The following is a 26,492-nucleotide window of genomic DNA, read 5'->3' as shown; positions in this document are numbered from 1 at the left end:
CCCATCGACTGATCGGAGCGGCCCTTCCTTTGCCTCCTGCTGGCGATGAGCGGCAAGACAGCGCGGGCCCTGAGAAAACGAACGAGCAAAGCAGGAACCCCCGTCCGGATTGCTCCGAACGGGGGTTCCTGAGAGTCAGAACGCGGTGTTACAGCTTGCCGAATTCTTCCTTGACGGGCTTGTAGGTGTTGTCTTCCTGGTACTCATAGATGCCAATGAAGGCCTCCGTGGGGTCACCGGCGTCCGAGAAGGTGATGGGACCGGACTGTCCGTCGTAGTCAATGTCCTCACCGTTGCGCAGCAGCGTCACGCAGGAGGCGAAGTTATTGCACTTCTCCCCGCCCTCCGAGACTTCCTTGAGCTTCGCGGCGATGTCAACGCCGTTGGTGCTCGCAGCGGCCTCTGAGGCCAGTGCGACCAGGTTGACGGCATCGTAGGACTCACCGGCGTAGCTGAAGTCCTTCAGGGCCGGATCAATAGCCAGCAGGGACTGCTTGAAAGCATCCTTGGCAAACGTACCGGGAATGGTGCCCTGCGCGCCCTTCAGCGTTCCGGGATCGAAATCCTTGCTGTAGTCCGAGGTGTTGCCGTCAACGAGGAACAGCTGAGTAGGATCAATGCCCTTGCCCACCAGCAACGGAACAATGCTCTTGGCCTGGTCGAAGGTGATCAGGGCAATCGCATCCGGCTTAGCCGAAATAACGGCATCCACCTGGCTGCTGAACTGCGAGTCGCCTTCGTTGAAGAGCTCCTCAGCGACGATCTGGCCGCCGGCCGACTCAACGGCCGACTTGATGTTGGTGGCGAGGCCGGTGCCATAAGCGTCATTGAGGACGATCATGCCGACAGTCTGCGCACCACAGGTTGCCATGTAGTTGCCCAGGACCTTGCCCTGGAGGACATCAGAGGGGGCAGTACGCCAGTACAGCCCTTTGTCGTCCCAGGTGGTGAAGTCCGGGGAAGTGTTCGCCGGGGAGAACTGGATGACACCTGCGCCGGTGATCTGGTTGATCACGGTCTTGGAAACACCCGAAGAAGCCGCACCAATAATGGCGCTCACTCCCGAGCCCAGGAGGGCGGTGGTTGACTGCGTGGCGATGTCGGTCTTCGTATCGCCGGAATCGCGGTGAATTACTTCTACCGGACTGCCGAGGACACCGCCGGCGTCATTGACCTCCTTGATGCCGAGGTTAACGCCGGCGATTTCGGGCGGGCCGAGGAATGCCAGGGAACCTGTGGTAGGCAGCAGTGACCCGAGCTTCAGCGGAACCGGGGCAGTGGTGGAAGAAGGCGGAACGGCTTCGGACCCGCCGGCTGTTGCGGTCGCCGACCCGCCTGCAGTCTCACCCGGAGCCGGGCAGGAGATACCTGATTCGGACGGTGGGGTGGAGGTGTCAGTGGCGCTGGGGGTGGTGGTGCCACCACAGGCAGTAGCCAAAAGGGCGAAACCGATGCCAAGCGCTGTGAGCTTGGCTGCTCGGGGTGCCCCCGGGTGGAGTGAAATCATTGAGAATCTCCTCGATCGAAAGGTGCGAACGGCCTTTGATGCGGTGGGTCAGGTGTTCCTGATTTAACTCAAGCTAATGCAATTCTCCCCCGAACATAAGTGACTACGGTCACATCCTTATAACAGTCGTTGCCTAGGGGAAATCAGGGGGCGGCGCACGGAGGACACATTTGTACCCCAGGTGGGACTCGAACCCACAACACGCGGATTTTAAGTCCGCTGCCTCTGCCAATTGGGCTACTGGGGCGCCGCGTCCATGGTATCCCGTCAGAGGCCGTCAAATGGCAGCGCGTACTGGAAGGTGCCGTGCACTCCCCCGGGCCAGAGGGCAAGCGGAAGCAACTGGAAGTAGCGGCCCCAGGATTTATCCGGCGCATCGATGCCGAAGGAATCCGCTGGTACAAAGCCGAACCTCGCGTAGTAGTCGGGGCTGCCCAGCAGGGCAATCCCCTGTTCCCCTGCAGCATTCGCCCTCCGGATCGTCTCCGTCATCAATGCGGAGCCGATTCCGTGCTGCTGCAACCTGGGAACAACGCCGATCGGTCCAAGGCCCAGCAATGGCAGATCGCCCACCCTGGCACGGGTACTGATGACGTACCCGACTATCTCGTCGCCCGACTCAGCCACAATGCTGAGCTCGGGAAGGTACTCCTCAGCATCAAACAATTGCTTCAGCAGGCCCACCTCCGCTGGGGTCCCTTCAACGGCTTCGCCGGTCACGGGTGAAACCGCAAATGCCTTGCCCATCAGTTCAAGAATCGCCGGACGGTCTGCCGGCACCTCGCTTCGGACCACGAGTGACGCCTCAGCCGGTGCGGGCTGCTGTCCCGAATGCGCTGCGGACAGTTCACGGAGCGTCTCAACGGCCCTGGCGGCGTCCGCAGCGGGCACCAGGAGATGATCGTGATGGAGTCCTGCCAGGATGTTGCAGCTGATATGCGCGGCCGTCAGCGCACTGCTAACGGCCGCTGTCAGGCCAACATCGTCCAGGGCGGACTGCACCTCCAGGGTGATCCACGCTGCAACAAAGGAATAGTCCAGGCCAAGCTGGTCTGCCCGCTCCCTGGCAAGGACCGCCGTCGTTCCTTCTGCTTCCCGGACAACAGCGTCCAGGCCTTCTGCGAGAGGTCTGCCCTCCGGCCACTGGACATAGACATACTCCTCTGCGCGAAGTGCCGGTCTGAGGGATGACAACAAGGAGGCGAGTCGTTTCTGGTCGATCATGAAGCCAGTCTAGGCACCTGCGGTACTGCACCCTGTGAAGGACCAATAGTGAAAAGCAGAAAAAACGGCGGCCGCCCCCCAATGGGAGCGGCCGCCGTCGTAAATCAGTGGCTGATGCTATTTTACGTTGGCAGGTACGCTCTGCTGTGCGTCCACCTTGGTGGCTCCGGCAGAACCGGGCGCCCCGGCTGCCGGCGCTTCGGCGGACTTCTCAGGCGTGGCCGCGGCCGGCTTGGGTGCAGGCGTGGCAGCGGCGACGAAGGCAGCGCGCGGGCGGTCCAAGTCAAGGAGCTGCGTGGTGTCGCGGCCCATGAAGAAGGACAGAATCCAGCCGAAGACTACGCGGAACTTACGCTCGAAGGTGGGCATTGCCATGCCGTGGTAGCCACGGTGCGCAAGCCAGGCAAGTCCGCCCTTAAGCCCAATGCGGCCCAGCAGGTTGATGTTGGCAACACCCTTCCACTCACCAAAACCTGCGACAGCGCCGAGGTTCTTGTGCTTGTAGTCGTGGAGCGGCTTCTCCCAGCGGGAGGCCCACAGGTTCTTTGCGAGGCGCTTGGCCTGGCGCAGTGCATGCTGGGCGTTGGGGACGCAGGTGCCATCCGGGAGGCCGCTGCCCGTGAGGTCCGGCACGGCGGCGATGTCGCCGGCGGCCCAGGCATTCTCGATGATGCCTTCATCACCGGCAATGCGGAGGTCAGGCAGGACGCGGACACGGCCGCGGGGCTCCAGCGGGAAGTCAGTAGAGCGGACCACCGGGTTGGCCTGCACACCGGCAGTCCAGACGAGGGTGTCCGCTTCGAACTCCTGGGCAGGCGACTTGTCTGCCATGTTGATCAGCTTGATGGAAGTCTCTGCGTTATCCAGGGAGGTGTTCAGCAGCACTTCGATATTGCGGCTGCGGAGGTGCTCCACAACCCATTCGGCCTGCTTCTGGGTGACCTCAGGCATGATGCGGCCCATGGCTTCAACCAGGACGAAGCGGACTTCCTCCTGCCTGATGCGCGGGTTGTTCCGAACGGCAGCGCGGGCGAGGTCTTCCATCTCGGTGATGCACTCGATGCCGGCGAAGCCGCCGCCGACAACCACGAAGGTCAGAGCCTTGGCGCGGGCCGCAGGGTCGGTCATGACGGAGGCGACCTCGATGCGGTCAAGCACCTTGTTGCGCAATGCCACGGCCTCTTCGATGGTCTTCAGGCCGATGCCCTTGTCCGCGAGGCCCTTGATCGGGAAGGTGCGGGTGATGGCTCCTGCCGCCAGGACAACGTCGAAATAAGGGATCTCGAAGTTGGCGCCGCCGTCCGCCGGAGAAATCACGGCAGTGCGGTTGGCGTGATCGATGGAGGCAACCCGGCCCTGGATCAACTCCGTCTGCTTGAGGTGCTGGCGGTGCGAGACCACAGCGTGGCGCGCTTCGATGTTGCCACCTGCTACTTCGGGGAGGAAGGGCTGGTAGGTCATGTAGGGCAGTGGATCCACGAGGGTGACAATGCCACCTGCATTCGCGATCTTCTTCTGCAGTTTGAGTGCTACGTACAGGCCGACGTATCCGCCGCCGACGACGAGTACCCGGGGACGGTCCTGGAGCTCTGGGGTGGTTGCCATGATTTAAGGGTACAACACTTTGTGAAAATCTTCACTAGCTACGTTTGCCTCACGTTTTCCACCTTCTCCACCACGCCGGTGTCAGCTTCTTCCCGGAGCAGTGCGGGGTTCCGGTAAGCCCGCCGCAACTGGAAAACGGCCACAGCGATCATCACCACGAACAGTGCCGCAAAACCGATGACGACGGCGCCGGCGACCATGGAATCGCGAGCGGAGGGCGGCACTGCGGCCGGGACAGTCGCGGCCGGCAAGGTGGGCTGGGCAGGTGCGGCATCGGCGGTCGGCAGCGGCAGCGCACTGGGGGACTGGCCCCGACGGTGCACCTGGATCCACGCTGCAATGGTCCCCAACGGGTTCTGGCTGACCCTTGGTACGTCCGCTTTCAGTGCCGCCTCAGCATCAAGGACGCCGAAGCCGTACAGCGGATCCTTGCCGGGCGCGCCGGCGTCCTTGGCAGTGCTGACGATCCTGTTGATGACATCCCTGGCGGGCATATCCGGCCACTTCGACCGGATCAGCGCGGCGACCCCGGCAACAATCGGGGTAGCTCCGGAGGTTCCTTCCCATTGCGCATACTGGCCGCCCGGGAGTCCGCCCACCAGGTCCTCGGCCGGGGCTGCAACTCCAATGGCGATGCCCTGGGAGGACGAGTCGACGCTTGCGACGCCGGCCCTGTCCAGTCCGGCTACGGTCAGCACTCCGGGGATAGTTGCAGGGGCGCCCACCTGGACGTTGCCGCCCACGCGGTTGCCTGCAGCGGCGACGACGACGACATCATTCTGCTCGGCATACAGGAAAGCCGCGTCCCAGCTCTGCGGCCACTGCGGAGAGGTGCTGCCAAGGGAAATATTGATGATGTCCGCGCCGTTGTCCACGGCCCAGCGAACGGCGTCGGGAATCTGGTCCAGATCGCTCTTGCCGCCCGGATTCTGTGAACCCAGCCACGTGGACACAGCCAGGATCTGTGCCTCCGGTGCCACGCCGATTACGCCGTCCGGCCCGCCAGGACCGGGGGCGGGAGGGGGCGAGGGACTGGCACTGGGGCTGGGGCTTTCCGTGCTGGGGGCCGGCTGGTGCCCGCGACCGACCAGCATGGTTGCCACCAAGGTGCCATGCTCTGGCTTGATGCCGATGCTCTTGAGGCCGTCAGGGCTGCCCGCACCGGAGGCATCGTAGCCACCGGCAACAGCTCCCTTGAGGTCCGGGTGGGAACCATCCACACCACTGTCGATGACGGCAATTTTAACGCCCGCGCCTTTGGAAACCTCCCAGGCCTTGGTGATACCGGAACCGGCCAGCCAGTGTTCCTTGTCGCGTATTGCGTCTGCGGCCGCGGGCAGGGCGTTGCCGATCAGCAATCCGCCGCTCGCCAGAACAGCTGCCAGCAGTGACGCTGTGGTCCGTCGAAGCCGGCCTGGTGCTCTGGTCATTCAATTCCAATGCTCGTGCGGTGAACCCGGCCGGTTGACGTGCAGTTAGCCGATGCTCAGGGCAATCCCGTCAAGAATATCGTGCTCGCTCGCTGTCGCTGAATCGATCCTGCCATCGGTCAGGCCGGCCAGTCGTTCCAGGATGCGCCGCCATACCAAGGCGCCGGCGCCGATGACGTCCACCCTGCCCGGGTGCATGTACGGCAACGCCGCCCGTTCGTCCCTGCTGGAGGCCAGCAGGTCATCAGCTGCGGAACGCAGTTCCTTGATGCTCAGCTCCGCGCCATGGATGGCCGATGGCAGGTACTCCGGCAGCTTCAAGGCATGCGCTGTGATCGTGGTGATGGAGCCGGCAACACCGACGACGGCGGTGGCATTCTCCAGCGGCACCACCTGCCTAACCGAATCGATGGCAGCGTCTACATCTTTTTCTGCTGCGGCAATTTCTGCTGGAGTGGGGGGATCGCTGCGCAGGTGCCGTTCGGTCATCCGGACACAGCCGACGTCGACAGACAACGCGGCGGTAACCCCGGCGGCGGTGCCCAGCACGAATTCGGTACTGCCGCCGCCCAGGTCCACGACCAGGACGTGGTCGCCGTCGGCGATGGGCAGCACGCTGCTGGCACCGGCGAAGGAAAGGGCGGCTTCCTCGTCACCGGAGATTACCTGCGGTTCCACACCGAGGAGTTCCCGGACGCCGTCAATAAAGACGTCCCTGTTGCGCGCATCGCGGGTGGCGGAAGTGGCTACAAAGCGGATCGCTGTGGCCTGGTGCTCCCTGATGAGCTCAGCGTAATCCGCCGTTGCTGCGAGGGTGCGCTCGAGCGCTTCTGCGGCAAACTCCCCCGTTGCGTCCACGCCCTGGCCCAGCCGGACCACGCGCATCTCGCGGACCACATCCGTCAGTGTGGGTGCCTGGTTTCCATCGGCGTGTTCGATGTCCGCAATCAGCAGGCGGATGGAGTTGGTGCCGCAATCGATGGCCGCAACGCGCTTCATTGGGCAGTCCCTTCAGTGGCGGATTTACGTACAGGTGCTGGACGGCCCACAATTTCCGGGAGTCCCTGCGGGCCATGCCTGCTCAGGTCACGGTCAGGAACCTCACCCGTGGTGTCCCAGGCGCCGGTGCAGTAGCAGCGGTCCGCCGTCCACCAGTCCGTGATGAGGGCTAGCGCTTCGTCACCGAGCGGGTTCACGCCGGGACCTGCTGCCAAGGAGTGTCCAACCAGGACGTGCAGGCATTTGACCCGGGTGGGCATGCCTCCAGCGGAAATGCCGTCGATCTCGGGGACGGCACCAATGCCGGATCGTTGTCCTATTTCTGACCTGGCCTGCAGGTATTCCTCATGGGCGGCCCGGTACCGGGCGGCCAAGGGGTCGCCCGCTTCGAGGCGCTCGTTCATGGCGTTCATGGTGCCACCGGCCTCAAGCCTGGAAACCGCAGCTGTGATCACCGGATGGGTCAGATAGAACGTCGTTGGAAACGGGGTTCCATTGCTAAGCCGGGGGGCGGTGGCAGCCACCAGCGGATTGCCGCAGACACAGCGGGCAGGTATTTCAACGACGTCGCGGACCGGCCGCCCCAATTGGCGGCTGAGCACCTCGAGATCGCGCGGCGTGGGGCGGCGGGATTCCTCTGCTGCTGGTACCGGGTTCCGTGCCATGACTGTCCTTCCTGCCCGGGATTATCCGGCGGTTTGCCGCAGGACACGCGGCGGGCGCCGCGGAATGATGGTGAAGCAGTGCCGGTCAGTCCGTGCCGGAGCGCCTGACAGATTCCCACAGGGCGTCCACCCACGGGACATCTATGGCACTTCCGGCAGCTGCGCCGGCCGATGCATCCGGGAGGGTGTCTGCTGTAACGTCGCTGCCAAACACCCAGTAACTGGTCTCACCAGGCATAACCATGTTAATGCGGTCGCGGGCCTGCTGCTTGACGTAGTTGGGATCCTGCCACCGCGAAATCTGCTGGTTGAGCTCCGCCTGCTCCGCCTGCTTACTGGCAATGTCGGCATTCAGGGCGGATATTTCAGCGCGCTTATCGAGGTAAATCTTGACGGTGGGTGCCAGCATGACGGTGATGGCGATCATCACGACGGCCAGTGCCAGCATCCTGCCGGAGAACGCTTTCGCAGGAACCGGGTCCTGGTCCTCAGGGGGCGGCGCAGTGTCTGTGACCGACGCTTCCTGTTTCTTGGAGCCGCCGTTCCGGGATTCGCTTTCCTGCGCTGTACCGTCCCGGCCCACCCTCTCCCCGGCTCCCGATATCCGGGAATCTGCCGCGGTACCATCGGTCTTCCCGGCAGCACCCCGCGCACCAGCACCAAAATCAGCGCGGATAACATCAGCACCTTGGTCTGCGCCCTCTTCGGCATCAGGTGCCCGGGCCGCTTGGGAAACCCTGGGAACGTTGGGACGGCGGGTAGCCATGACACTCCTGTAACGTGGTCCAGCCGGCGGCCGGGATGTCGATCCAACAACAAGACCGGCAGCCATGGTCATTCCACCATAGCTACCGGCCTGTCGATTGAGCCGGTATTAGCCCTTGAAACGCGGGAATGCGCTGCGGCCTGCGTAGCGGGCGGCATCATCGAGTTCTTCTTCGATGCGCAGCAGCTGGTTGTACTTGGCTACGCGCTCGGAGCGGGCCGGAGCGCCGGTCTTGATCTGCCCGGCGTTGGTTGCCACCGAGATGTCAGCGATGGTAGTGTCCTCGGTCTCGCCGGAGCGGTGTGAGGTGATGGTGGTGTAACCAGCGCGCTGCGCCAGGCTGACAGCGTCAAGCGTCTCGGTCAGGGAACCGATCTGGTTGACCTTCACCAGCAACGAGTTGGCGGTCTTGGTGTCGAGGCCCTGCTGCAGGCGGACCGGGTTGGTGACGAAGAGGTCGTCGCCTACCAGCTGCACCTTGTCACCGATGGTGTCCGTGAGGGTCTTCCAGCCGTCCCAGTCGTTCTCATCCAGCGGGTCCTCGATGGAGACCAGCGGGTAGTCTGCAACCAGCTCGGCGTAGTAGGCGCTCATGTCATTCGCGCTCAGTGCCTTACCTTCAAACTGGTAGGCGCCATCCTTGAAGAACTCGGAGGAGGCAACGTCCAAGGCAAGGGCGATGTCCGCGCCCGGGGTGTAGCCGGCATTCTTGATGGCTTCCTGGATCAGGTCCAGGGCGGCACGGTTGGACGGCAGGTTCGGAGCGAAGCCACCCTCGTCACCCAGGCCGGTGGACAGGCCCTTGGCCTGCAGCACTGCCTTGAGGGCGTGGTACACCTCAACACCCCAGCGAAGGCCCTCGGAGAAGGTTTCGGCGCCGATCGGGACAACCATGAATTCCTGGATGTCGACGTCGGAATCGGCGTGCGAGCCGCCGTTGAGGATGTTCATCAGCGGAACGGGCAGTACATGGGCGTTAGGGCCGCCGAGGTACTTGTAGAGCGGCAGGTCCGCCGAGGCGGCAGCGGCGTTGGCCACCGCAAGCGAAACACCCAAGATGGCGTTGGCGCCGAGCTTGCTCTTGTTCGGCGTGCCGTCGAGGTCGATCATGGCCTGGTCGATGCTGCGCTGGTCCGTTGCGTCGAATCCGGACAGGGCGGGGGCAATCTGGTCGATGACAGCGTCAACGGCCTTCTGTACGCCCTTGCCCAGGTAGCGTCCCTTGTCTCCATCGCGGAGTTCAACGGCTTCGTGCTCACCGGTGGAAGCGCCCGAAGGAACAGCCGCACGGCCGATCTGGCCATCGGAAAGCAGTACTTCAACTTCTACGGTCGGGTTGCCGCGGGAATCGAGGATCTCGCGGGCGTGGATGGCATCGATAAGCGCCATGAATTTGCTCCTTATGGTGGAAGCGATCTACTGGGAAACTTGGGAGAGGTGGACCACCTCGTCAGGGACTAGCCTAGTCCAGAGTGTCCAGCGTTACGGCAAAACTAATCTAGACTGCCCAGCGTTACACGCCTGATGGCGGCGCGCAGGGCACGCTCTGCATCGAGACCTTTACTACGCGCGGAAGCGACGACGGCGAGCAGGTAGTCACCCAGTTCTTCTTCCGTATCTGCGGTGGGCACCTCGGCCAGGTCCATCGGGGCCCCGGACCGCTCCGCGCGGTCCAGAGTCTTCTGTGCTTTCGACAGTGCCGGCAGTGACTCAGGGATTCCTTCGAAAGCGCTAGCGCGCCCGGGCATCTCTTCCCTCTTGACGGCGTCCCATTTGAGTTCGATCTCCTGGACCGTGGCCGGGAAGGAATCCTGAAGGGTTCCGTCCGAGCGGAACACGTGCGGATTGCGCCGGACCATCTTCGCCGTCAGCGCCCGGGCCACGTCCGCGAGATCGAATGCACCGCGCTCCTCGGCGAGCCGCGCGTGGAGGACCACCTGCAGCAGCACATCGCCCAATTCACCGCGCAATTCGGTATCAGGGCCGCCGGTTTCGATGGTCTCGGCTGTTTCGTAGGCTTCCTCGATCAGGTACTCCACCAGTGAAGCGTGGGTGAGGGCACCCATCCAGGGACAGTGTTCGCGCAAAGCTGCGATCTTTTCCACCAGGTCAGCCACGGCCCCGGAAGGGGAGGGAGCCGCGGCTGAACCGGACGTGCCAGCGAAGTCGTCAGCCAAGGCTGCCGTAAGCGTCGTTGATGTACTCCACCAGCGCCTCTTTTTCCTCCAATGGCAGGAAGGCGGCTTCGGCGGCATTCAGGGTCAGCTCGAGCAGATCATCAAGATCGTAGTCGAAGGTCTCTACCAGGAGTTCGAACTCGTCAGTAAGGGTGACGCCGCTCATCAGCCGGTTGTCCGTGTTGATAGTGACGTTGAAACCCAGCTGGTAGAGCATATCCACCGGGTGGCTGTCGATTCCTTCACCAAACCCGGCAATGGCTCCCGTTTGCAGGTTTGAGGACGGGCAGATTTCCAGTGCGATGCCGCGGTCGCGGATCCAGCTGGACAGGTCTCCGAGGGTCACCAGGCCGATGTCCTCTTCGTCGTGGCCGCGGTCTGCCGCCTCATCATCATCGTCGCCGAATTCCACCAGGATGTCCTCGGCAATCCGGACACCATGGCCCAAGCGGAGGGCGCGTCCGTCAACCAGAGCGGACTGGATGCTTTCGAGTCCGGCGGCCTCGCCTGCGTGGACGGTGGCCGGGAAGTTGTTCTGGGCAAGGTAGGTGAACGCGTCACGGAACCGGGAGGGCAGGAATCCGTCCTCGGCGCCGGCGATGTCGAAGCCAACCGCTCCCCTGTTGCGGTGCCGGACAGCAAGTTCGGCGATCTCCTGGCCGCGGTCGGCATGGCGCATGGCGGTGATGAGCTGGCCCACCTGGATCTCGCGCCCGGTTTCGGCTACGGAGTCGGTGCCGGCCTCAAGCCCCGCCTGCACCGCCTCGACTGCTTCGTCGAGGGTGAGGCCCTGCTGGAGGTGCTGTTCGGGGGCCCAACGCACCTCACCGTACACAACGCCGTCGTCTGCCAGGTCCTCCACGAACTCCTTGGCCACACGGAAGAGACCTTCTTTGGTCTGCATCACGGCGACTGTGTGGTCGAAGGTCTCCAGGTAGCGGACCAGAGACCCTGAGTTTGCGGACTCACGGAACCACTCACCCAGCGCAACAGGGTCAGTGGAGGGCAGCTGGTGTCCTATTGCCTCCGCCAGCTCAATGATGGTTGCGGGGCGCAGCCCACCGTCCAGGTGGTCGTGCAGGGAAACCTTCGGAAGGCTCTTCAAATCGAAATCGATGGCAGGGGCAGTGTCAGCTATTGGCTCAGTCACGTTCCAACCTTAGGGTTGGCGGGCAACTAACGCCAGCCGCTACTTGGCGCCAGGCTTCGGTTCCGTTGTTGCGGCGGCTAAAAGGGTTGGCGACGCGACGGTGGGCTGGGCGGAGGCGTGACCGCCGTCGAGCCATTCGTCCACCACCTCGGCGTCCTTCCGGGCAAGATGCTTGTGCCACCAGCGCAGGGAGTGATCCAGGGCGATTCCCAGCACAATAGCGAAAACGACGGCGATCCCGGCACTGAGGAGCGGGTTGTGGTGCAGCCAGGGGAAGGAACTGGCCAGCAGGCCGATTCCTATCGAGTACCCCACCCAGGTGATGCAGGCAAAGGCGTCCAGCAGGAAAAACCGCCGGTGGGAGAACCCGGTGCTGCCTGCCACGTAGTTGACCGCCACACGGCCCCAGGGAATGTAGCGTGCCGTAAAGATGAGGACTGCACCGCGTTTGTCCAGTTCATACCGTGCCCAGCCGAGCACTTTGCGGACCTTTGCCCGGCGCATCCATTTCCAGCGTTCCAGCCCTATCTTGCGGCCGAGCATAAAGGCCATGTTGTCGCCCGCGATGGCGCCAATCAGTGCAGTTGTTCCAAGGATCCACAGGTTGGGCTCGCCGCTGACCCGGGCGAACGCCGCGAGGGCAACGATGAGGGTCTCGCTGGGTACCACCATGGCAAAGCCGTCAACAAAGAAAAACAGCAGGAGGATGGGATATATCCACCATTGTCCTGCTGCATGGAGCACTGCCTCATTGATAAACTCCACGCGGTCTCGCTCCTAGCGAAAAGTGATGCTGCCATAGGTACTTAACGGGATACTCAGTGTCCCACGGCCGGGGCGTCGTTCGCTACGCTCCGGCCGCGGGATACTGCCTCTAAAGCTATCGGCTCAGGGTCGTGAAACCGTCGGCCCGGAGGCTGATTTACAGGGCTGAGGGATCCTCCCAGGGGTGGACACGCGGGTGGATTGCCGCCTGGAAACCAGGGTCGGCTCAGGGTCGCATCAGGGTCCGAATCAGGGTCCCGTATCTCGGATGCGGTCCACCACCGGATCCTTCCCTCGAATCTTGTTGATCACAATGTCTACGACGATGCCCAGCGCCACTGCACAGATGATGGCAACGACCGCAGCCACCAGGTGGTTGTCCTTGAACCAGTTGCCAAAGAACAAGCCGATGGAAACGGAATAGGCTGCCCACAGCACCGCCGAAAGCAGCGTCAGGAAAACAAACCGCAGGTGTGTGAAGCCGGTGGCGCCCGCCGTGAGGTTCACGGCTACGCGGCCGATGGGAATGAACCGGGCCACCATAATCAGGGAGGCGGGCCGCTTGCGCAGCTCTCCCCCCGCCCAGCGAAATGCCGTCTGCATCCGGGGCCCGCGCATCCAGCGCCACCGCTTGGTACCGACTCTCCGCCCCAGCAGGTAGGCGATGTTGTCGCCGCTGAAAGCCCCCACCGCTGCCACGAGCATCAGCAGGCCGGCGTTGGGCTGGCCGGCGCTGGCTGCTACGGCGGCCAAGCCCACCACTACGGATTCACTGGGAACAGGAGGGAAGAAGCCGTCGATGATGCAGCAGGCCAGGACCAGCAGAAGAACCCATGGCTGCGATGCTCCTGCGAGGATGAAGTCGTTGACGGCCTGCACTGGAGTCAGGCGATCCGGTCGATGATGAGCTGCTGGGCAGGCCTGGCACCCTCCGGGGCGATAATAACGGCGTTCTCCAGGGCTTGCCGGGCACGGCCGAACCGTTCAGGTGTATCCGTCAGCAAGGTCATGAGGGGCTCACCCGCGCGCACAACCGCGCCCGGTTTCACGTGCATCCGCACTCCTGCGCCGGCCTGGACAGCGTCTTCCTTCCGTGCCCGCCCTGCACCGAGGCGCCAGGCCGCGACGCCCACGGCCAAGGCGTCGAGTTCAACCAGGACCCCGTCAGCCGGTGCATAGATGGTTTCTGATTCCCGTGCCACCAGCAGTGCGGCCCGCGGATCGCCGCCCTGGGCTTCGATCATTCGGTTCCAGACGTCCATCGCCCGGCCGTCCTTCAGTGCCGCGGCAGGATCCGCGTCAGGCACTCCAGCGCAGGCCAGCATCTCCTCGGCCAGCCGGACGGTCAGTTCGACGACGTCTTCCGGACCGCCGCCGGCAAGTACCTCCACCGATTCCTCGACTTCGATGGCGTTCCCGGCCGTCAGGCCCAGCGGCGTATTCATGTTGGTGAGCAACGCAACGGTGTTCACGCCGGCATCCTTGCCCAGCTCCACCATGGTCCGCGCGAGTTCGCGGGCCATGGCTTCATCCTTCATAAACGCGCCGGAGCCCACCTTCACGTCCAGGACCAGTGAGCCGGTTCCCTCGGCGATTTTCTTGCTCATGATGGAGGAGGCAATTAACGGGATGGCTTCCACCGTTCCGGTCACGTCCCTGAGGGCATACAACTTCTTGTCCGCCGGGGCCAAACCGGCACCGGCAGCACAGATCACGGCGCCCACGTCCTGGAGCTGGGCCAGCATCTCGTCGTTGCTCAGGGACGCCCGCCAGCCCGGAATGGACTCCAGTTTGTCCAGGGTCCCGCCGGTGTGCCCCAGGCCGCGGCCTGAGAGCTGGGGAACAGCCACGCCAAAAACGGCAACCAGCGGCGCCAGCGGCAGCGTGATCTTATCCCCCACACCCCCGGTGCTGTGTTTGTCGCTGGTGGCTTTGACGCCGCCGTCGGGCCTGCGAAGGCTGGAGAAGTCCATCCGCTCGCCCGACGCAATCATCGCCTTGGTCCAGCGCGCAATCTCGTTGCGGTCCATACCGTTGAGCAGAATGGCCATGTTGAGGGCCGCCATCTGCTCGTCCGCGATCGCACCGCGCGTATAGGCATCGATAGTCCAGTCGATCTGGTCCGGGCTCAGAGTACCCTTGTCCCGCTTGATGCGGATGATATCGACGGCGTCAAAGGCCTCGTGGCCAGTCTTGCTTGATGATGCGCGGGCTGCGCTGTTGTCAGTCACCGGGGATCCTCCAGGTGTTCGGGACCGAAGGCGTCAGGTAGCACCTGGTCCATGCTCTTAATGCCTTGGGTGGTCATAAGCTCCATGTTGGGAGCCCGGAATTCGTACAGGAGTTGACGGCAGCGGCCGCACGGCATCAGGACGTTGCCGGCCCCATCCACGCAGTAGAAGGCCCGGAGCCGGCCACCCCCGCTCATGTGCAGGTTGCCTACCAGCGCACATTCGGCGCACAGCGTCAGGCCATAGCTGGCATTCTCCACGTTGCAGCCACTGACAATCCTGCCGTCAGTGGTCAGGGCTGCAGCCCCTACCGGGAACTTCGAATACGGGGCGTAGGCATACTCCATGGCGCTTTTAGCCGCAGCCTCCAGCGCCGCCCAGTCAACGGCGGTGGTCGAGTCGCCTTCCGCGACCGCACCGGAGACATGCTCTGCATGCTCGCTCGAGCCTGTCGAGACCTGGTTCCCCATGGCCGTCAACCCTTCACATAGGGAATACCGCTGGCCGCGGGTCCCCTGGATCTGCCCACCAGCCCGGCCACGGCCAGTACCGTGACCAGGTACGGCAGCATGGCCATGAACTGGCTGGGTACGGGAGTTCCAATGATGGTGACGATGCTTTGCAGGTTGTCTGCGAAACCGAACAGCAAGGCCGCAAAAAACGCACCGATGGGGTTCCAGCGGCCGAAGATCAGGGCTGCCAGGGCAATGAAGCCACGGCCACCGGAGATTTCCTTGGTGAAGCTGTCGATGGCCACCAGGGTGAAGAAGGAACCCCCGATGCCGGCGATGGCACCGCCAAGCGTCACGTTCCAGAACCGGGTGGCATTGACCTTGATGCCCATGGTGTCAGCAGCCTGCGGGTGCTCCCCCACTGCCCGGACCCGCAGGCCCCACCTGGTCTTGTAGAGCCCTACCCACACCACGGCCACCGCCACGTACATCAGGTATCCCACCAGGGACTGCTTGAACAGGATAGGTCCGATGATGGGGATGCTGGAAAGCACCGGGATATCGATGACACCCAGGCCCGGTGGCGAGTTGAAGCGTCCGGAGTTCTCCTGCATTACCGTGCTGAAGAGGAACCCTGTGATACCGGAAACCAGCACGTTGAGTACTACACCCACGATGATCTGGTTGACCAGATATTTGATGCTGAACAGTGCCAGCACCATGGAAACGATGGCTCCGGCAATGGCCGCGGCCAGCAGTCCAACGAAGGCGTTCTGCGTGATGCTGGCAACGATGGCGGCCGTGAAGGCGCCGCCCAAAAGCTGGCCTTCGATGGCGATGTTGACCACGCCTACCCTCTCGCAGAGCACTCCGGACAGGGAGCCGAAGACCAGCGGAACTGCCAGCGTGATGCTGCCGGCGATCAGCCCGGCCAGGGAAATGCTGGGAGTGCGGGCGCCGCCGACAACCCAGACAAGGAACGCGGCCGCGAACAGGACAACGAAGACAATGACCACCCAGACCGGCGTGGACCGGTCTTTGATTTTCAGGTAGACGGAATACGCGGCGAGCCCCAGCATCAGGGCGGACAGGACGATGCCGCCGGCAAGGGCATTGATGTCCAGCGCAGGCAACTGGAAAAAATCACTGCCCGTGGAGATCCCGAACGTCGCCGTCCGGTTGGGAGCCATCAGGCCGAAAAACACCAATGCCACGATGCCCAGCGCACCCAGCAGGACGGGGGTTTTCCAGGTGACGGGCTTGGCGGACGTGGACTGAAGCTTTCCTGCCTCAGCGGCCTCTGGCCGGGGTGTTCCCGGGCCGGGCGATGTTGCTGTAGTGCTCATGCTGCACCTCCGGTGGCTGCTGCCTTCTCTGCCTGGCGGGATTCCGGACTGAATCCGGTTTTGCGCGGCTTATTGCGCTTCTTACGCGGGTTCAATCCAAAGACGGCCCGGACCAGCGGCGGAGCCGCAATGAACAGGACGATGAGCGACTGGACCACGAGCACGATATCGATAGGTGTGCCCGTCTGAATCTGCATCTGGACAGCCCCGGCGCGGAAGGCTCCAAACAGCAGGCCTGCAGCAAAGGTTCCCCACGGCGTCGAACGCCCCAGCAGTGCGACGGTGATTGCGTCGAAACCGTAGGTTGCGGCAACGCCGTCCGTGAGCACTTTCTCCGTACCCGCTACCTGGGCTACGCCGGACATGCCCGCCAGGCCGCCGGCGAGCGCCATCACCAGGATGGTGGCCCGCGGAACATTGATGCCCGCAGTCTGTGCCGCCTGCGGATTTGCCCCCACTGCGCGGAACTCGAAGCCCACGGTGGAGCGGTTCAGCAACCACCAGACCCCTACAGTGGCGGCGATGGCAAGAACAAAGCCCAGATGCAGGCGGTACTGGGAGCCCAGGATCTGCGGATACACAGCGGACGCGTCCAGGATGGGCGAGATCGGGTTGGATACGCCCGGCCGCTGGAATGCCGGAGTGCTCAACAGGTAGCGCAGGAAGTACAGCGCGATGTAGTTGAACATGATGGTGAGGATGACCTCGTGGGCGCCGGTACGTGCCTTGAGCAGGCCAACCATGCCGCCCCACACCGCGCCGCCGATGATGCCCGCCACGAGGACCAGGAGAAGGTGCAGACCGGCCGGAAGATGCAGGGCGAAACCTACCCAGGCAGCCAGGATGCCGGCCATGATGATCTGGCCCTGGGCGCCGATGTTGAACAAGCCGGCCCGGAAAGCAAGGGCAACGCCGAGGCCCGCCGTGATGAGCGGCGTGGCAATGGTCAGTGTTTCCATCAGCGGTGCGAACTGCAACGCAACGCCATTGCCTCGGGGGTTGAAGACAGCTCCCTGGAAGAGCGCTATGTAGGACCGGGTAGCGGCGTTCCAGACAGCCCCCAGGAAGTCGGTGGGCCGGGCGAACAGGTAGCTGGCAGTCGCGGCCACCCTTGCATCGGTGCTCGCGATCAGGAGTCCGCCGATGATCAGTGCCAGGAGCACTGCCAGGACGGAAACCATGCCGCTGCCCGTAAAGATTTTCCGCATGAGGCGGTCATCACCGCCGGGCAGTTGCCCGCTCTGTGCAGTGGCAGGGACGGCGGAAGGTGCCATGGCACCACCGGCAGTGTCTACGGAAACGACGGCGGCCGTTTCTTCCGCTGTCGCACCGGTGTCCTGCGTTGTACCTGCATCGTCTGCAGCATCCTGGCGTTTCTCAGGCATGGTCGCCTCCTTCGGCGCTGGCGGTGGAGGTGGAGCTGCCCGATGGGGCAGCTCCGGACGGCGGGTTGGAGTGGACAGCGCCGGGGTGGACAGCGTGGGTGTGTGCCGCTTTGGCGTGGGCGGCGTCCTCGGGCCCGATGCCGGCCATCATCAGGCCCAGCACGTCGCGGCCGGTGCCGGCAGGAACAATCCCCACCAGCCTGCCTTTGTACAGCACGGCAATCCGGTCCGCCAACTCCATCACCTCGTCGAGCTCGGTAGAGATGATCATGACGGGTGTTCCCTGGTCACGCTCGGCAACGATGCGCCGGTGCAGGAACTCGATGGAGCCTACGTCCACGCCACGGGTGGGTTGGGAAGCAATAAAGAGTCGCAGGGGCCGCGACAGTTCACGGGCCATGACCAGCTTCTGCTGGTTACCACCGGACAGCGTGCCGGCCGCCGCTCCTGCCGAAGGGGTCCGGACATCGAACTCCTCGATGCGGGACTTGGCGTTCTCCAGTACCTTAACCGGGCTCATGCTGATGCCTTTGGCGAACGGAGCCTGGTCGTAGAGGTCAAGGACCAGGTTCTCGGCTACCGAAAAAGTCCCTACCAGCCCGTCCACCTTGCGGTCCTCCGGCACGAAGCCAACCCCGGCGCGAAGCACTTCCTTGACCGAGCAGCCCAGAAGTTCCTTGCCGTCCAGCGTGACAGAGCCGGTAACCCGGTCCTGCAGGCCCAGGATGGCTTCCGTGAGCTCGGTCTGGCCGTTCCCCTGGACACCGGCGATGGCCAGGATCTCACCCCTGGCGATGTCGAAACTGATGCCGTCCACCGTGTGGGTTCCGTTGGGGGCGATGACTGTGAGGTCGCGGACCTGAAACGTGGTTTCTTGCGGCTTTGCCGGGGCCTTGTCCAGGGTGAGGTTCACGGCGCGGCCCACCATCATTGACGCGAGCTCGGTGGTAGCTGCCGACGGATCAGCCGTACCCACCACCTTGCCGCGGCGGATCACCGTGATGGTGTCCGAGACCGCTTTCACCTCACGGAGCTTGTGCGAGATGAAAACGATGGAGGTGCCGTTGGATTTGAGCTGGCGCATGATGTCCAGCAGTTCGTCGGTTTCCTGAGGCGTCAGCACAGCCGTCGGCTCATCAAGGATCAGCACCTTGGCGTTGCGGACCAGCGCCTTGATGATTTCAACACGCTGCTGGACGCCCACGGGGAGGTTTTCCACCAGAGCGTCCGGATCGACGTCGAAGCCGTACTTGTTGGAAATTTCCCGGATCTTGCGCCGGGTGTCTTCCAGGTTAAGGAAGCCGCCGGCCTTGGTGGATTCGGCACCGAGTGCCACGTTCTCCGCGACGGTGAAGACGGGGACCAGCATAAAGTGCTGGTGGACCATTCCGATTCCGGCCGCCATGGCGTCACCGGGACCCCGGAAGGAAACCGGGGCCTCGTCAATGAGGATCTGCCCCTCCGTGGGCTCATACAGCCCGTACAGCACATTCATCAGGGTGGATTTGCCGGCCCCGTTCTCGCCCAGCAGACAGTGGATCTGTCCGGGTTCAACCACCACGTCTATGTGATCGTTGGCGAGCAGGGAACCGAAGCGTTTGGTGATCCCTCTGAGTTCAAGTTTCACAACTCTGACCATTCTCGAAGCGTCCGTGACCCGGACAGGATATGCGGCTGCAGCACCAGCCTAGTGGACTTGTTCCCAACGAAAAGCGCCACCGCCCGGTCGGTCAGTGACCAACCGGGGGTGGCGCCTGGCGTTGCTGGTCAGCCTTTAGGGCTGGCGGCTGACTCGACGGTCAGCTTGCCGTCGATGATGTCCTTTTTGATCTGCTCGAGTTCGGTCTTCAGTTCGGCGGGAACCTGGGACTCAAGGTCATGGAACGGGGCCAGGCTGACGCCGTCGTTCTCCAGCGTGCCAACGTACGGCTCGTTGTTGAAGCTGCCTTCCACGTCTTCCTTCACGACGTTCTCCACGGCGTCGCCCATCTGCTTCATCACGGATGAAAGCATGATGTCCTTGTACTCGGGAGCCGTCAGGAAGCCATCGGAGTCAACCCAGATGAGCTTGACGTCCTTACCGGCCGCCTTGGCTTCCAGGAGGGCTGCCCCTGCGCCGCGGCCCACCGGACCGGCAACCGGCATCACAATGTCAGCGCCCTGGTCCAGCAGGTTCTGGGTGAGCTGCTTGCCGACGTCCTGCTTCTCGAAGTCGCCTGTGAAGCTTCCGTCCTGGGATTCCTTGTTCCAGCCAAGGAGCTTGACGTCCTTGCCCTTCTGTTCGTTGTAGTACTTCACGCCGTCGGCGTAGCCATCCATGAAGATGGTGACCGTGGGGATTTTGATGCCGCCAAAGGTGGCCACGGTGCCGGTCTTGGTGGTGCCGGCTGCCAGGTAGCCGGCCATGAACGCTGCCTGCGCGGTGTCATAGATGATGGGCTTGACGTTCTCGATGGGCGTCTCGTACGTGTAATCGACGATGGCGAAGTGGCTGTCCGGGTTGGCCTCTGCCTGGGTCTTGGTGGCGTCGCCGAGGAGGAAGCCCACGGTTACCGTCAGGTTGCAGCCGGCGGTGACCATGGCTCGCAGGTTGGGCTCGAAGTCGTTGTTGGTCTTCGATTCGACCTGGTTGATCTTGATGCCCAGGTCCGCCTCAGCCTTCTTCAGGCCTTCGTAGGAGGACTGGTTGAAGGACTGGTCGTCGAACCCACCGGAGTCGGAGACGATGCAGCCGGTGTAGTCGCTGGCGGCCTCGGTAGGCCCGCCTGTCTCCGGGGCTGCGCCACAGCCCGTGAGCAGGAGTGCCGTAGCACCTACGGTGGCCATTCCGGCCGTTGAACCGCGTTTGAGGGTGGCACGCAGTGATGTCTTCAATTTTCCTCCATGATGAAGAGAGTGGCGCTACGACCTGAATTCAATGAGTGTCCGTTTCTGCACTGAAATTCTGTTTTCACTGAGGCTTCGCAGCACTGCGCCGAGGCGCACTGATGAATGCCACTGTAGTGCGCTGCGCCACGTGGCCTATCACACATTGCCGGGAATCCGCAGATTGATGAGAATTTGTTACCAAGCAGTAGGGCGCAGGCCGGTGGCCCGCGCCCTAAGGCTTAGAGGCGCACAAGCATCTTGCCCGTGTTAGCGCCGTCGAGGAGATCCATGAAAGCCTGCGGTGCGTTCTCGAGGCCGTCCACAATGGTTTCGTCGTAACGGACCGTCCCGTCCGCCAACCAACCGGCCATCCGCTCGGCGAATTCGGCGCGATGCTGGCGCTGTCCGCCCACCAGGAAGCCACGCAGCGTCAGTTGCTTACCGATCGCAAGTGCCAGGTTCCGCGGCCCCGGAGCGGGTTCCGTTGAGTTGTACTGCGAGATGGCTCCGCACATTGCTACCCGGCCGCCGACGTTCAGTGTGCTCAACGCGGCCTCGAGGTGGTCCCCGCCGACGTTATCGAAGTAGACATCAATGCCACCCTCGCCGGCGGCAGCTTTGAGCTGCTCCCGCACCGGCGCCTCCCGGTAGTTGAACGCCGCATCGAAGCCCAGCTCCAGGATCCTGGCAAGCTTTTCCGGAGTCCCCGCACTGCCGATCACCTTGGACGCGCCCATGGCTTTGGCAATCTGGCCAACCAGCGAACCGACTGCCCCCGCAGCGCCTGAAACGAACACGGCGTCGCCGGGTTTGAATTCGGCTACCTTAAGCAGGCCGGCGTAGGCCGTCAGGCCGGTCATGCCCAGCGCTCCAAGGAACGCCGATGCCGGGGCCAGGTCAGTCCTCGCCACGGTGGTGCTGCCGGCGTCCAGGACCGCATACTCCCGCCAGCCCAGGGCATGAACGACGGCGTCACCCACCTTGCGTTCCTCGGACCGGGACGCGATCACCTCACCCACAGCACCGCCGTCGAGCGCCGTATTCAGTGCGAACGGGGCCGAGTAGGACTTGACGTCGTTCATGCGGCCCCGCATGTAGGGGTCAACCGACATATAAAGGTTGCGGACCAGGATCTGGCCCTCCTCCAGCGCGGGAACCGGCGATTGCGCCAGCGTGAAGTTCTCCGGAACGGGACGGCCTACCGGACGTGAGGCGAGCCGGATTTCACGGGACGTGGCGGGCAACCCTGGTTTGGCGCTCATGCCGCGAATTCCAGGATCTTGATGTTAACAGTGATGTTGCCGCGGGTGGCGTTGGAGTACGGGCAGACCGCGTGCGCCTTGGCAACAAGAACCTCGGCCGTAGGAAGGTCCAGTTCGGGCAGGGCAATTTCCAGTTCGACTGCCAGGCCAAAGCCGTCACCACCGTCCAGGGCGCCGAGGTGGACACGTGCGGCCACGGCAGAGTCTGTCAGGTCCGCCTTCGCCTGTCGCCCTACCAGCCGGAGGGCTGAGTGGAAGCAGGCGGCGTACCCTGCGGCAAACAGCTGTTCCGGGTTGGTCCCATCGCCGTTCCCGCCGAGTTCAACTGGGCTGGCCAGCGCAACATCAAGTTTGCCGTCGCTGCTGCGGGCATTGCCGTCCCGGCCTTCGCCGGAAGCAAGGGCGTGGGCAGTGTAAAGAGTCTTCAAAGGAAAGTCCGTCCTGTAGGGATATGTGGAAGCGGCACTGCGGGGTTTGCAGGCCTAGCGTGAATGGTGCAGGGCGGCAGTGAGCCGTTCCAGGGTGCTGTGCAGCTGATCCAGTTCGGCGGCGGACAGCCCTGCTGCCTCCGCGAGGCGTTGGGGAATTCCGCCGGCTTTGCTGCTGAGGGCCTGGCCAACAGTAGTGAGGTGGATGGCCACGCGGCGTTCGTCCTCTCCGGACCTCCGCCGTTCCACCAAACCCAGGGCCTCGAGGCGTTTGAGCAAGGGTGACAGCGTGCCCGAGTCCAGGCCCAGTTCTTCACCCAGTTCCTTGACGCCCCGCGGCTGGTCCTCCCACAGAACCAGCATCACCAGGTACTGCGGGTAGGTAAGCCCCAGATCCTCCAGAAGCGGACGGTACAGGGCGGTTGCTGCACGGGATGCCGAATAAAGGGCAAAACAAACCTGGCGGTCCAGGCGGGGAGCTTCGGTCATGTCAAGAACACTAACGCGCAATTCAATTGTGCACAACTCAGTATGGGAGAAGTGTGCGGGGCAGGAAGTTCCCTCTGTCGTTGCTAGAGGTCGCGGATGGTGCGCAAGGCTGCGGCTGTGAGGACCTGGATGCCGTAGCCCAACGCGCGCTCGTCCACAACGTAGTCGCCACGGTGGAGGTCGAATTCCTCACCGCCGGGAGTCATGGTTCCCAGACGCATCATGGCACCGGGGCGTTCTGCCAGGAACCAGGCAAAGTCTTCGCCACCCATGGACTGCGGTGTGAGCACCACAGCCCCTTCTCCCAGTTCTGCACGTGCGGCGGCTTCGATGAGCGCGGTTTCGTGCTCGGAATTGACCACCGGAGGCACTCCCCTGGTGTGCTCCAGGCGCACTTCCACGCCATACGGCGCTGCGACCTGTTGTACAACTTCGTCCAAAAGTTCGCCGGCGGAATGCCAGGCATCGCGGTCAAGGCAGCGCATGGTGCCGGCCATGTAGCCAGTCCCGGGGATGGCGTTGGGCGCGGAGCCCGCAGATATCTGTCCCCAGACCACTGAGACACCGCTGCGTACATCAACGCGGCGGGACAGGACTGCCGGTACATTGACGGCGATCTGGGCCAGGGCGAACACCAGGTCCTCGGTCAGGTGGGGACGCGAGGTGTGGCCACCACGGCCGCTGAGTTCAATTTTGATAGTGTCCGACGCGGAAGTGATGGCACCAATACGCGTACCGATCCGCCCAACGTTGATCCTGGGATCACAATGCAGCGCCAGGATGCGCGGCACACCTTCCAGCACTCCCTGTTCGATGCAACTCAAGGCTCCGCCGGGCATGGTTTCCTCGGCGGGCTGGAAAATGATCCGGACACGGCCACGCAGCGGGGCTTCCAAATTTATGCGCTGCAGCACCAAGGCCACGCCCAGCATGGTAGCGGTGTGAATGTCATGGCCGCAGGCATGTGTGACGCCGTGGTTTCGGGAGGCGAAAGGCAGCCCGGTCTCTTCAATGATGGGGAGGGCGTCAATGTCGCCGCGGAGTGCCGTGGCGATAGGGCCTTGGCCGATGTCGACTGTAACGCCCGTGCCTTCAAGCCGGCGCGGCTTCAGGCCGGCGGCCGCGAGCCGTGCCACCAGCCTGTCAGTGGTGCGGAATTCCTTAAAGGACAGTTCAGGATGTGCGTGCAGATCCCGGCGGAAATCGATCAACTCGGACAGCAGTGGTTCCAGCCACGGGCCCACCAGGACGGTGGGTTCGGCTTCGGTAGTGTAATTGCGCACTAAGACACTCTAGCGAGCCGCCCGCCAATAGCGGCATCACCCGTGGTGCGTTACGGCGCGCTAGCCGGTTTTGCGGCCAGGCGGACCCGAGCTGGAACCTAACGATCCGACCTAAAGGACGTCAGTGTCGCCGCTGGCCTTAAGCGCTGCCACAGCCGCCTTCACGCGCTGCGAGTTTGCCATGGTGGTGACCAGAAGGGCATCGGGCGTATCCACGATGACTACGTCCTCGATGCCGATCAGCGCGATCACGCGCTTCGTGTCCGAAACCACCACGCCACTGGAGTTCTCGGTGAAGACGCGCGCGCCCACACCAAGGACCGTGACGTCGTCGACCTCGCGGGCACTGTTGAGGCGGCCCACCGAAGCAAAATCCCCGACGTCGTCCCAACTGAACGTGCCCGGCACCACGGCTACATCACCGGCGGCGGCAGCGGGTTCGGCGACGGCGTAATCGATCGCGATCTTGGGCAGCTCCGGCCAGACCCTGGCGGTTACTTCGTCCCGCGCCGGAGTGTCCCAGGCCTGGGCAATTTCCTGCAATCCGGAGAACAGCTCAGGCTGGTTAGCTTCAAGGTGCTTAAGCATGAGGGCCACCGGGGCTACGAACATGCCGGCATTCCAGACGTATTCGCCGCTTTCGACGTACTGGCGGGCCACGTCCTCATCGGGCTTCTCAACGAATTCGACAACCGCCTGCGCGCTGGGCGCCGAAGGCACGCTCAGGTTTACTCCCGAGCGGATGTACCCGAACCCGGTTGACGGGTGTGTGGGCATAATGCCGATGGTGACGATCTTGCCGGTGGCTGCGGTATGGATTGCTTCCCGCACAGCTTCCTGGAAAAGTCCGTCAGGGCTGATGACGTGGTCTGCAGCGAACGAACCCATGATGGTATCCGGATCGCGTTGGTGAAGGATGGCGGCGGCAAGCCCAATGGCGGCCCCGGAGTCCTTGGGTTCGCTCTCCAGCACCAGATCGGCGTCGTTAACCTCTGGAAGCTGCCTGCAGACCGCGTCACGGTGGGCGGTGCCGGTGACAACCAGCATGCGGCTGCCAGCCAGGGGTTCAAGCCGATCATAGGTAGCCCGAAGCAGCGTACTGCCGGAGCCCGTCAGGTCGTGAAGGAATTTGGGAGCCGCTGCACGCGAAAGTGGCCAGAGTCGGGTTCCCACGCCGCCCGCCGGAATAACCGCTATAAAGCGGTCCAACGGTGATGGCTGGCCTGTCGTGTTGTCTGTAGTCATCAAGGCATACTCTAGCCGACTCCCTGCTACGCCCCGGAAGTGAAGCTGCGCTCAGCCCATACCTCCTCACTGCCCGGCCACCAAATGTGTCTTTAGTCTCAAACCGCCGAAAAACCGGCCGCCAGCCAGTGACCAAGGGGTTCCTAAATTGAATAAGCTGTGAGCGAAGCCTAGATTTAGGCTTGAGCTACGAGTGCTCTCGCAGCAGGCGTTTCCCCGCGTGGATCCCATGCCAGCGCCGCTGTGTTGCAGGGAGGTTTATTCAGTGCCGACGAAACCAGCTGGCACCTTGTACCGCGGCCGTGAAGGCATGTGGTCCTGGGTTGGACACCGGATTACGGGTGTCGTGATCTTTTTCTTCTTGTTGGTCCATGTGCTGGACACATCATTGGTCCGGGTTTCCCCGGAGGCCTACAACGCCGTGATCGGCACCTACCAGAACCCGCTGATGGCGCTGGGTGAAACCGGCCTTGTCGCCGCAATCGTCTTCCATGCGTTCAACGGCCTGCGGATCATCGCGGTGGATTTCTGGAAGCAGGGCGCCAAGTACCAGCGCCAGATGCTTTGGGTTGTCCTTGGACTCTGGGTCGTCACCATCGCGGCGTTCGCGATCCGCCACCTGTCCCTCGCTTTCGGAGGTCACTAAGCCATGACTGCAACGATTCCCAACCCACGCAGCGCCCACGGCGGCAGTGCACACAACAAAAACGGACGGATCGATCCGCAGTACCGCCGGACCGGCGCCTCGAGGGGCAACTTTGAGATGTTTGCCTGGTTGTTCATGAGGCTCTCCGGCGTTGTACTGGTTGTCCTCATCTTCGGCCACCTGTTCGTCAACCTCCTGGTAGGCGAAGGTATCCATGCCATCAACTTTGGTTTTGTTGCCGGGAAGTGGGCGGATCCGTTCTGGCAGATCTGGGACCTCGCCATGCTGTGGCTGGCCATGCTGCACGGCACCAACGGCGTCCGCACGATCATCAACGACTACGCCGAAAAGGACGCCACGCGCATGTGGCTCAAGACCGTCCTTTACGCGGCCACCATCGTCATCGTGGTTCTTGGCACCCTGGTCATCTTCACCTTCGACCCCTGCCCCGTGGTGAATGGCGTGCCACTGCCGGGCGGCTTCTGCCCAGCCTAGGCTCGGGCCCCGCTGTCTCCATGCAGCGATTATCCGGGGAGTATTTTGCGGTGCCGGCAACGCCGGCCCGTGGT

At 63.2% G+C, this 26,492-nt stretch carries 25 protein-coding genes and 1 tRNA gene; 2 read left to right on the top strand and 24 right to left on the bottom strand.

Translation table 11 applies throughout. The features are described 5' to 3' along the window. Nucleotides 1-148: 148 nt before the first annotated feature. From ACWA13_RS06015 to ACWA13_RS05900, 24 genes are all read right to left on the bottom strand, one after another. Nucleotides 149-1,507 carry an ABC transporter substrate-binding protein gene (locus tag ACWA13_RS06015; protein ID WP_463937245.1) on the bottom strand — a complete coding sequence of 453 codons (1,359 nt, stop codon included), beginning with the start codon at nt 1,505-1,507 and terminating at the stop codon, nt 149-151. Between the two features lie 173 nt (nt 1,508-1,680). After that, nucleotides 1,681-1,754: transfer RNA gene (locus ACWA13_RS06010), tRNA-Leu, on the bottom strand. Between the two features lie 20 nt (nt 1,755-1,774). Continuing rightward, the gene (locus ACWA13_RS06005; RefSeq protein ID WP_463937244.1) at nt 1,775-2,731 is read right to left on the bottom strand and encodes an N-acetyltransferase; all 957 of its coding nucleotides are present in this window, start codon (nt 2,729-2,731) and stop codon (nt 1,775-1,777) included. Between the two features lie 117 nt (nt 2,732-2,848). After that, nucleotides 2,849-4,336: an NAD(P)/FAD-dependent oxidoreductase gene (locus ACWA13_RS06000; RefSeq protein ID WP_463937243.1), complete on the bottom strand. Its 1,488-nt coding sequence runs from the start codon at nt 4,334-4,336 to the stop codon at nt 2,849-2,851. Nucleotides 4,337-4,374: 38 nt separating this feature from the next. Next, nucleotides 4,375-5,766, bottom strand: coding sequence for a S8 family serine peptidase (locus ACWA13_RS05995; protein WP_463937242.1), 1,392 nt, complete (start codon nt 5,764-5,766; stop codon nt 4,375-4,377). A 45-nt stretch (nt 5,767-5,811) separates the two neighbouring features. Next, complete coding sequence (locus ACWA13_RS05990) at nt 5,812-6,765, bottom strand: Ppx/GppA phosphatase family protein (RefSeq protein ID WP_463937241.1); 954 nt, start codon at nt 6,763-6,765, stop codon at nt 5,812-5,814. Beyond that, nucleotides 6,762-7,430, bottom strand: a complete 669-nt coding sequence (locus ACWA13_RS05985) for a DUF501 domain-containing protein (protein WP_463937240.1) — start codon at nt 7,428-7,430, stop codon at nt 6,762-6,764. The genes ACWA13_RS05990 and ACWA13_RS05985 overlap by 4 nt, the downstream gene beginning before the upstream one ends. An 85-nt stretch (nt 7,431-7,515) precedes the next feature. Further along, complete coding sequence (locus ACWA13_RS05980) at nt 7,516-8,196, bottom strand: FtsB family cell division protein (RefSeq protein ID WP_463937239.1); 681 nt, start codon at nt 8,194-8,196, stop codon at nt 7,516-7,518. Between the two features lie 108 nt (nt 8,197-8,304). Further along, nucleotides 8,305-9,585 (bottom strand): phosphopyruvate hydratase, encoded by a 1,281-nt coding sequence (eno, locus tag ACWA13_RS05975; RefSeq protein WP_463937238.1) that lies wholly within the window; start codon nt 9,583-9,585, stop codon nt 8,305-8,307. A gap of 104 nt (nt 9,586-9,689) precedes the next feature. Continuing rightward, on the bottom strand, nt 9,690-10,262 hold the full coding sequence (locus ACWA13_RS05970) for a MazG nucleotide pyrophosphohydrolase domain-containing protein (RefSeq protein WP_463937843.1): 573 nt from the start codon (nt 10,260-10,262) through the stop codon (nt 9,690-9,692). Between the two features lie 103 nt (nt 10,263-10,365). Further along, nucleotides 10,366-11,523 (bottom strand): adenosine deaminase, encoded by a 1,158-nt coding sequence (locus tag ACWA13_RS05965; protein WP_463937237.1) that lies wholly within the window; start codon nt 11,521-11,523, stop codon nt 10,366-10,368. Between the two features lie 39 nt (nt 11,524-11,562). Continuing rightward, nucleotides 11,563-12,288: a DedA family protein gene (locus ACWA13_RS05960; RefSeq protein ID WP_463937236.1), complete on the bottom strand. Its 726-nt coding sequence runs from the start codon at nt 12,286-12,288 to the stop codon at nt 11,563-11,565. A gap of 249 nt (nt 12,289-12,537) precedes the next feature. Then, entirely contained in the window at nt 12,538-13,167 is a 630-nt protein-coding gene (locus tag ACWA13_RS05955; RefSeq protein WP_463937235.1) for a DedA family protein, read from the bottom strand. A 5-nt stretch (nt 13,168-13,172) separates the two neighbouring features. Beyond that, nucleotides 13,173-14,519, bottom strand: coding sequence for a thymidine phosphorylase (locus tag ACWA13_RS05950; RefSeq protein WP_463937234.1), 1,347 nt, complete (start codon nt 14,517-14,519; stop codon nt 13,173-13,175). After that, a complete protein-coding gene (locus ACWA13_RS05945; RefSeq protein WP_463937233.1) occupies nt 14,516-14,989 on the bottom strand; it encodes a cytidine deaminase in 474 nt (157 codons plus the stop codon). The genes ACWA13_RS05950 and ACWA13_RS05945 overlap by 4 nt, the downstream gene beginning before the upstream one ends. A 5-nt stretch (nt 14,990-14,994) precedes the next feature. After that, nucleotides 14,995-16,317 (bottom strand): ABC transporter permease, encoded by a 1,323-nt coding sequence (locus ACWA13_RS05940; protein WP_463937232.1) that lies wholly within the window; start codon nt 16,315-16,317, stop codon nt 14,995-14,997. Then, nucleotides 16,314-17,702, bottom strand: a complete 1,389-nt coding sequence (locus ACWA13_RS05935) for an ABC transporter permease (RefSeq protein ID WP_463937231.1) — start codon at nt 17,700-17,702, stop codon at nt 16,314-16,316. Before ACWA13_RS05935 ends, ACWA13_RS05940 begins: the two co-directional genes overlap by 4 nt. Further along, the gene (locus ACWA13_RS05930; protein ID WP_463937230.1) at nt 17,695-19,329 is read right to left on the bottom strand and encodes an ABC transporter ATP-binding protein; all 1,635 of its coding nucleotides are present in this window, start codon (nt 19,327-19,329) and stop codon (nt 17,695-17,697) included. The genes ACWA13_RS05935 and ACWA13_RS05930 overlap by 8 nt, the downstream gene beginning before the upstream one ends. Nucleotides 19,330-19,469: 140 nt before the next feature. Beyond that, nucleotides 19,470-20,576: a BMP family lipoprotein gene (locus ACWA13_RS05925; RefSeq protein WP_463937229.1), complete on the bottom strand. Its 1,107-nt coding sequence runs from the start codon at nt 20,574-20,576 to the stop codon at nt 19,470-19,472. A 233-nt stretch (nt 20,577-20,809) separates the two neighbouring features. Beyond that, on the bottom strand, nt 20,810-21,832 hold the full coding sequence (locus ACWA13_RS05920; RefSeq protein ID WP_463937228.1) for an NADP-dependent oxidoreductase: 1,023 nt from the start codon (nt 21,830-21,832) through the stop codon (nt 20,810-20,812). After that, the gene (locus ACWA13_RS05915) at nt 21,829-22,260 is read right to left on the bottom strand and encodes an organic hydroperoxide resistance protein (RefSeq protein WP_463937227.1); all 432 of its coding nucleotides are present in this window, start codon (nt 22,258-22,260) and stop codon (nt 21,829-21,831) included. Before ACWA13_RS05915 ends, ACWA13_RS05920 begins: the two co-directional genes overlap by 4 nt. Before the next feature lie 54 nt (nt 22,261-22,314). Beyond that, entirely contained in the window at nt 22,315-22,749 is a 435-nt protein-coding gene (locus ACWA13_RS05910) for a MarR family winged helix-turn-helix transcriptional regulator (RefSeq protein WP_463937226.1), read from the bottom strand. Between the two features lie 83 nt (nt 22,750-22,832). Then, on the bottom strand, nt 22,833-24,032 hold the full coding sequence (locus tag ACWA13_RS05905) for an amidohydrolase (protein ID WP_463937225.1): 1,200 nt from the start codon (nt 24,030-24,032) through the stop codon (nt 22,833-22,835). A gap of 111 nt (nt 24,033-24,143) precedes the next feature. Further along, the gene (locus ACWA13_RS05900; RefSeq protein ID WP_463937224.1) at nt 24,144-25,277 is read right to left on the bottom strand and encodes a mannose-1-phosphate guanylyltransferase; all 1,134 of its coding nucleotides are present in this window, start codon (nt 25,275-25,277) and stop codon (nt 24,144-24,146) included. Between the two features lie 265 nt (nt 25,278-25,542). Between ACWA13_RS05900 and sdhC the strand changes: the two genes are divergently transcribed. Together sdhC and ACWA13_RS05890 are read left to right on the top strand one after the other, a co-directional pair. After that, complete coding sequence (sdhC, locus tag ACWA13_RS05895; protein ID WP_463937223.1) at nt 25,543-25,923, top strand: succinate dehydrogenase, cytochrome b556 subunit; 381 nt, start codon at nt 25,543-25,545, stop codon at nt 25,921-25,923. Nucleotides 25,924-25,926: 3 nt separating this feature from the next. Then, nucleotides 25,927-26,418: a succinate dehydrogenase hydrophobic membrane anchor subunit gene (locus ACWA13_RS05890; protein ID WP_463937222.1), complete on the top strand. Its 492-nt coding sequence runs from the start codon at nt 25,927-25,929 to the stop codon at nt 26,416-26,418. The last annotated feature ends 74 nt before the right edge of the window (nt 26,419-26,492 follow it).

Source organism: Pseudarthrobacter sp. TRD_SC_9 (genome assembly GCF_055361265.1).
This window is presented reverse-complemented; position numbering and strand designations above follow the sequence as displayed.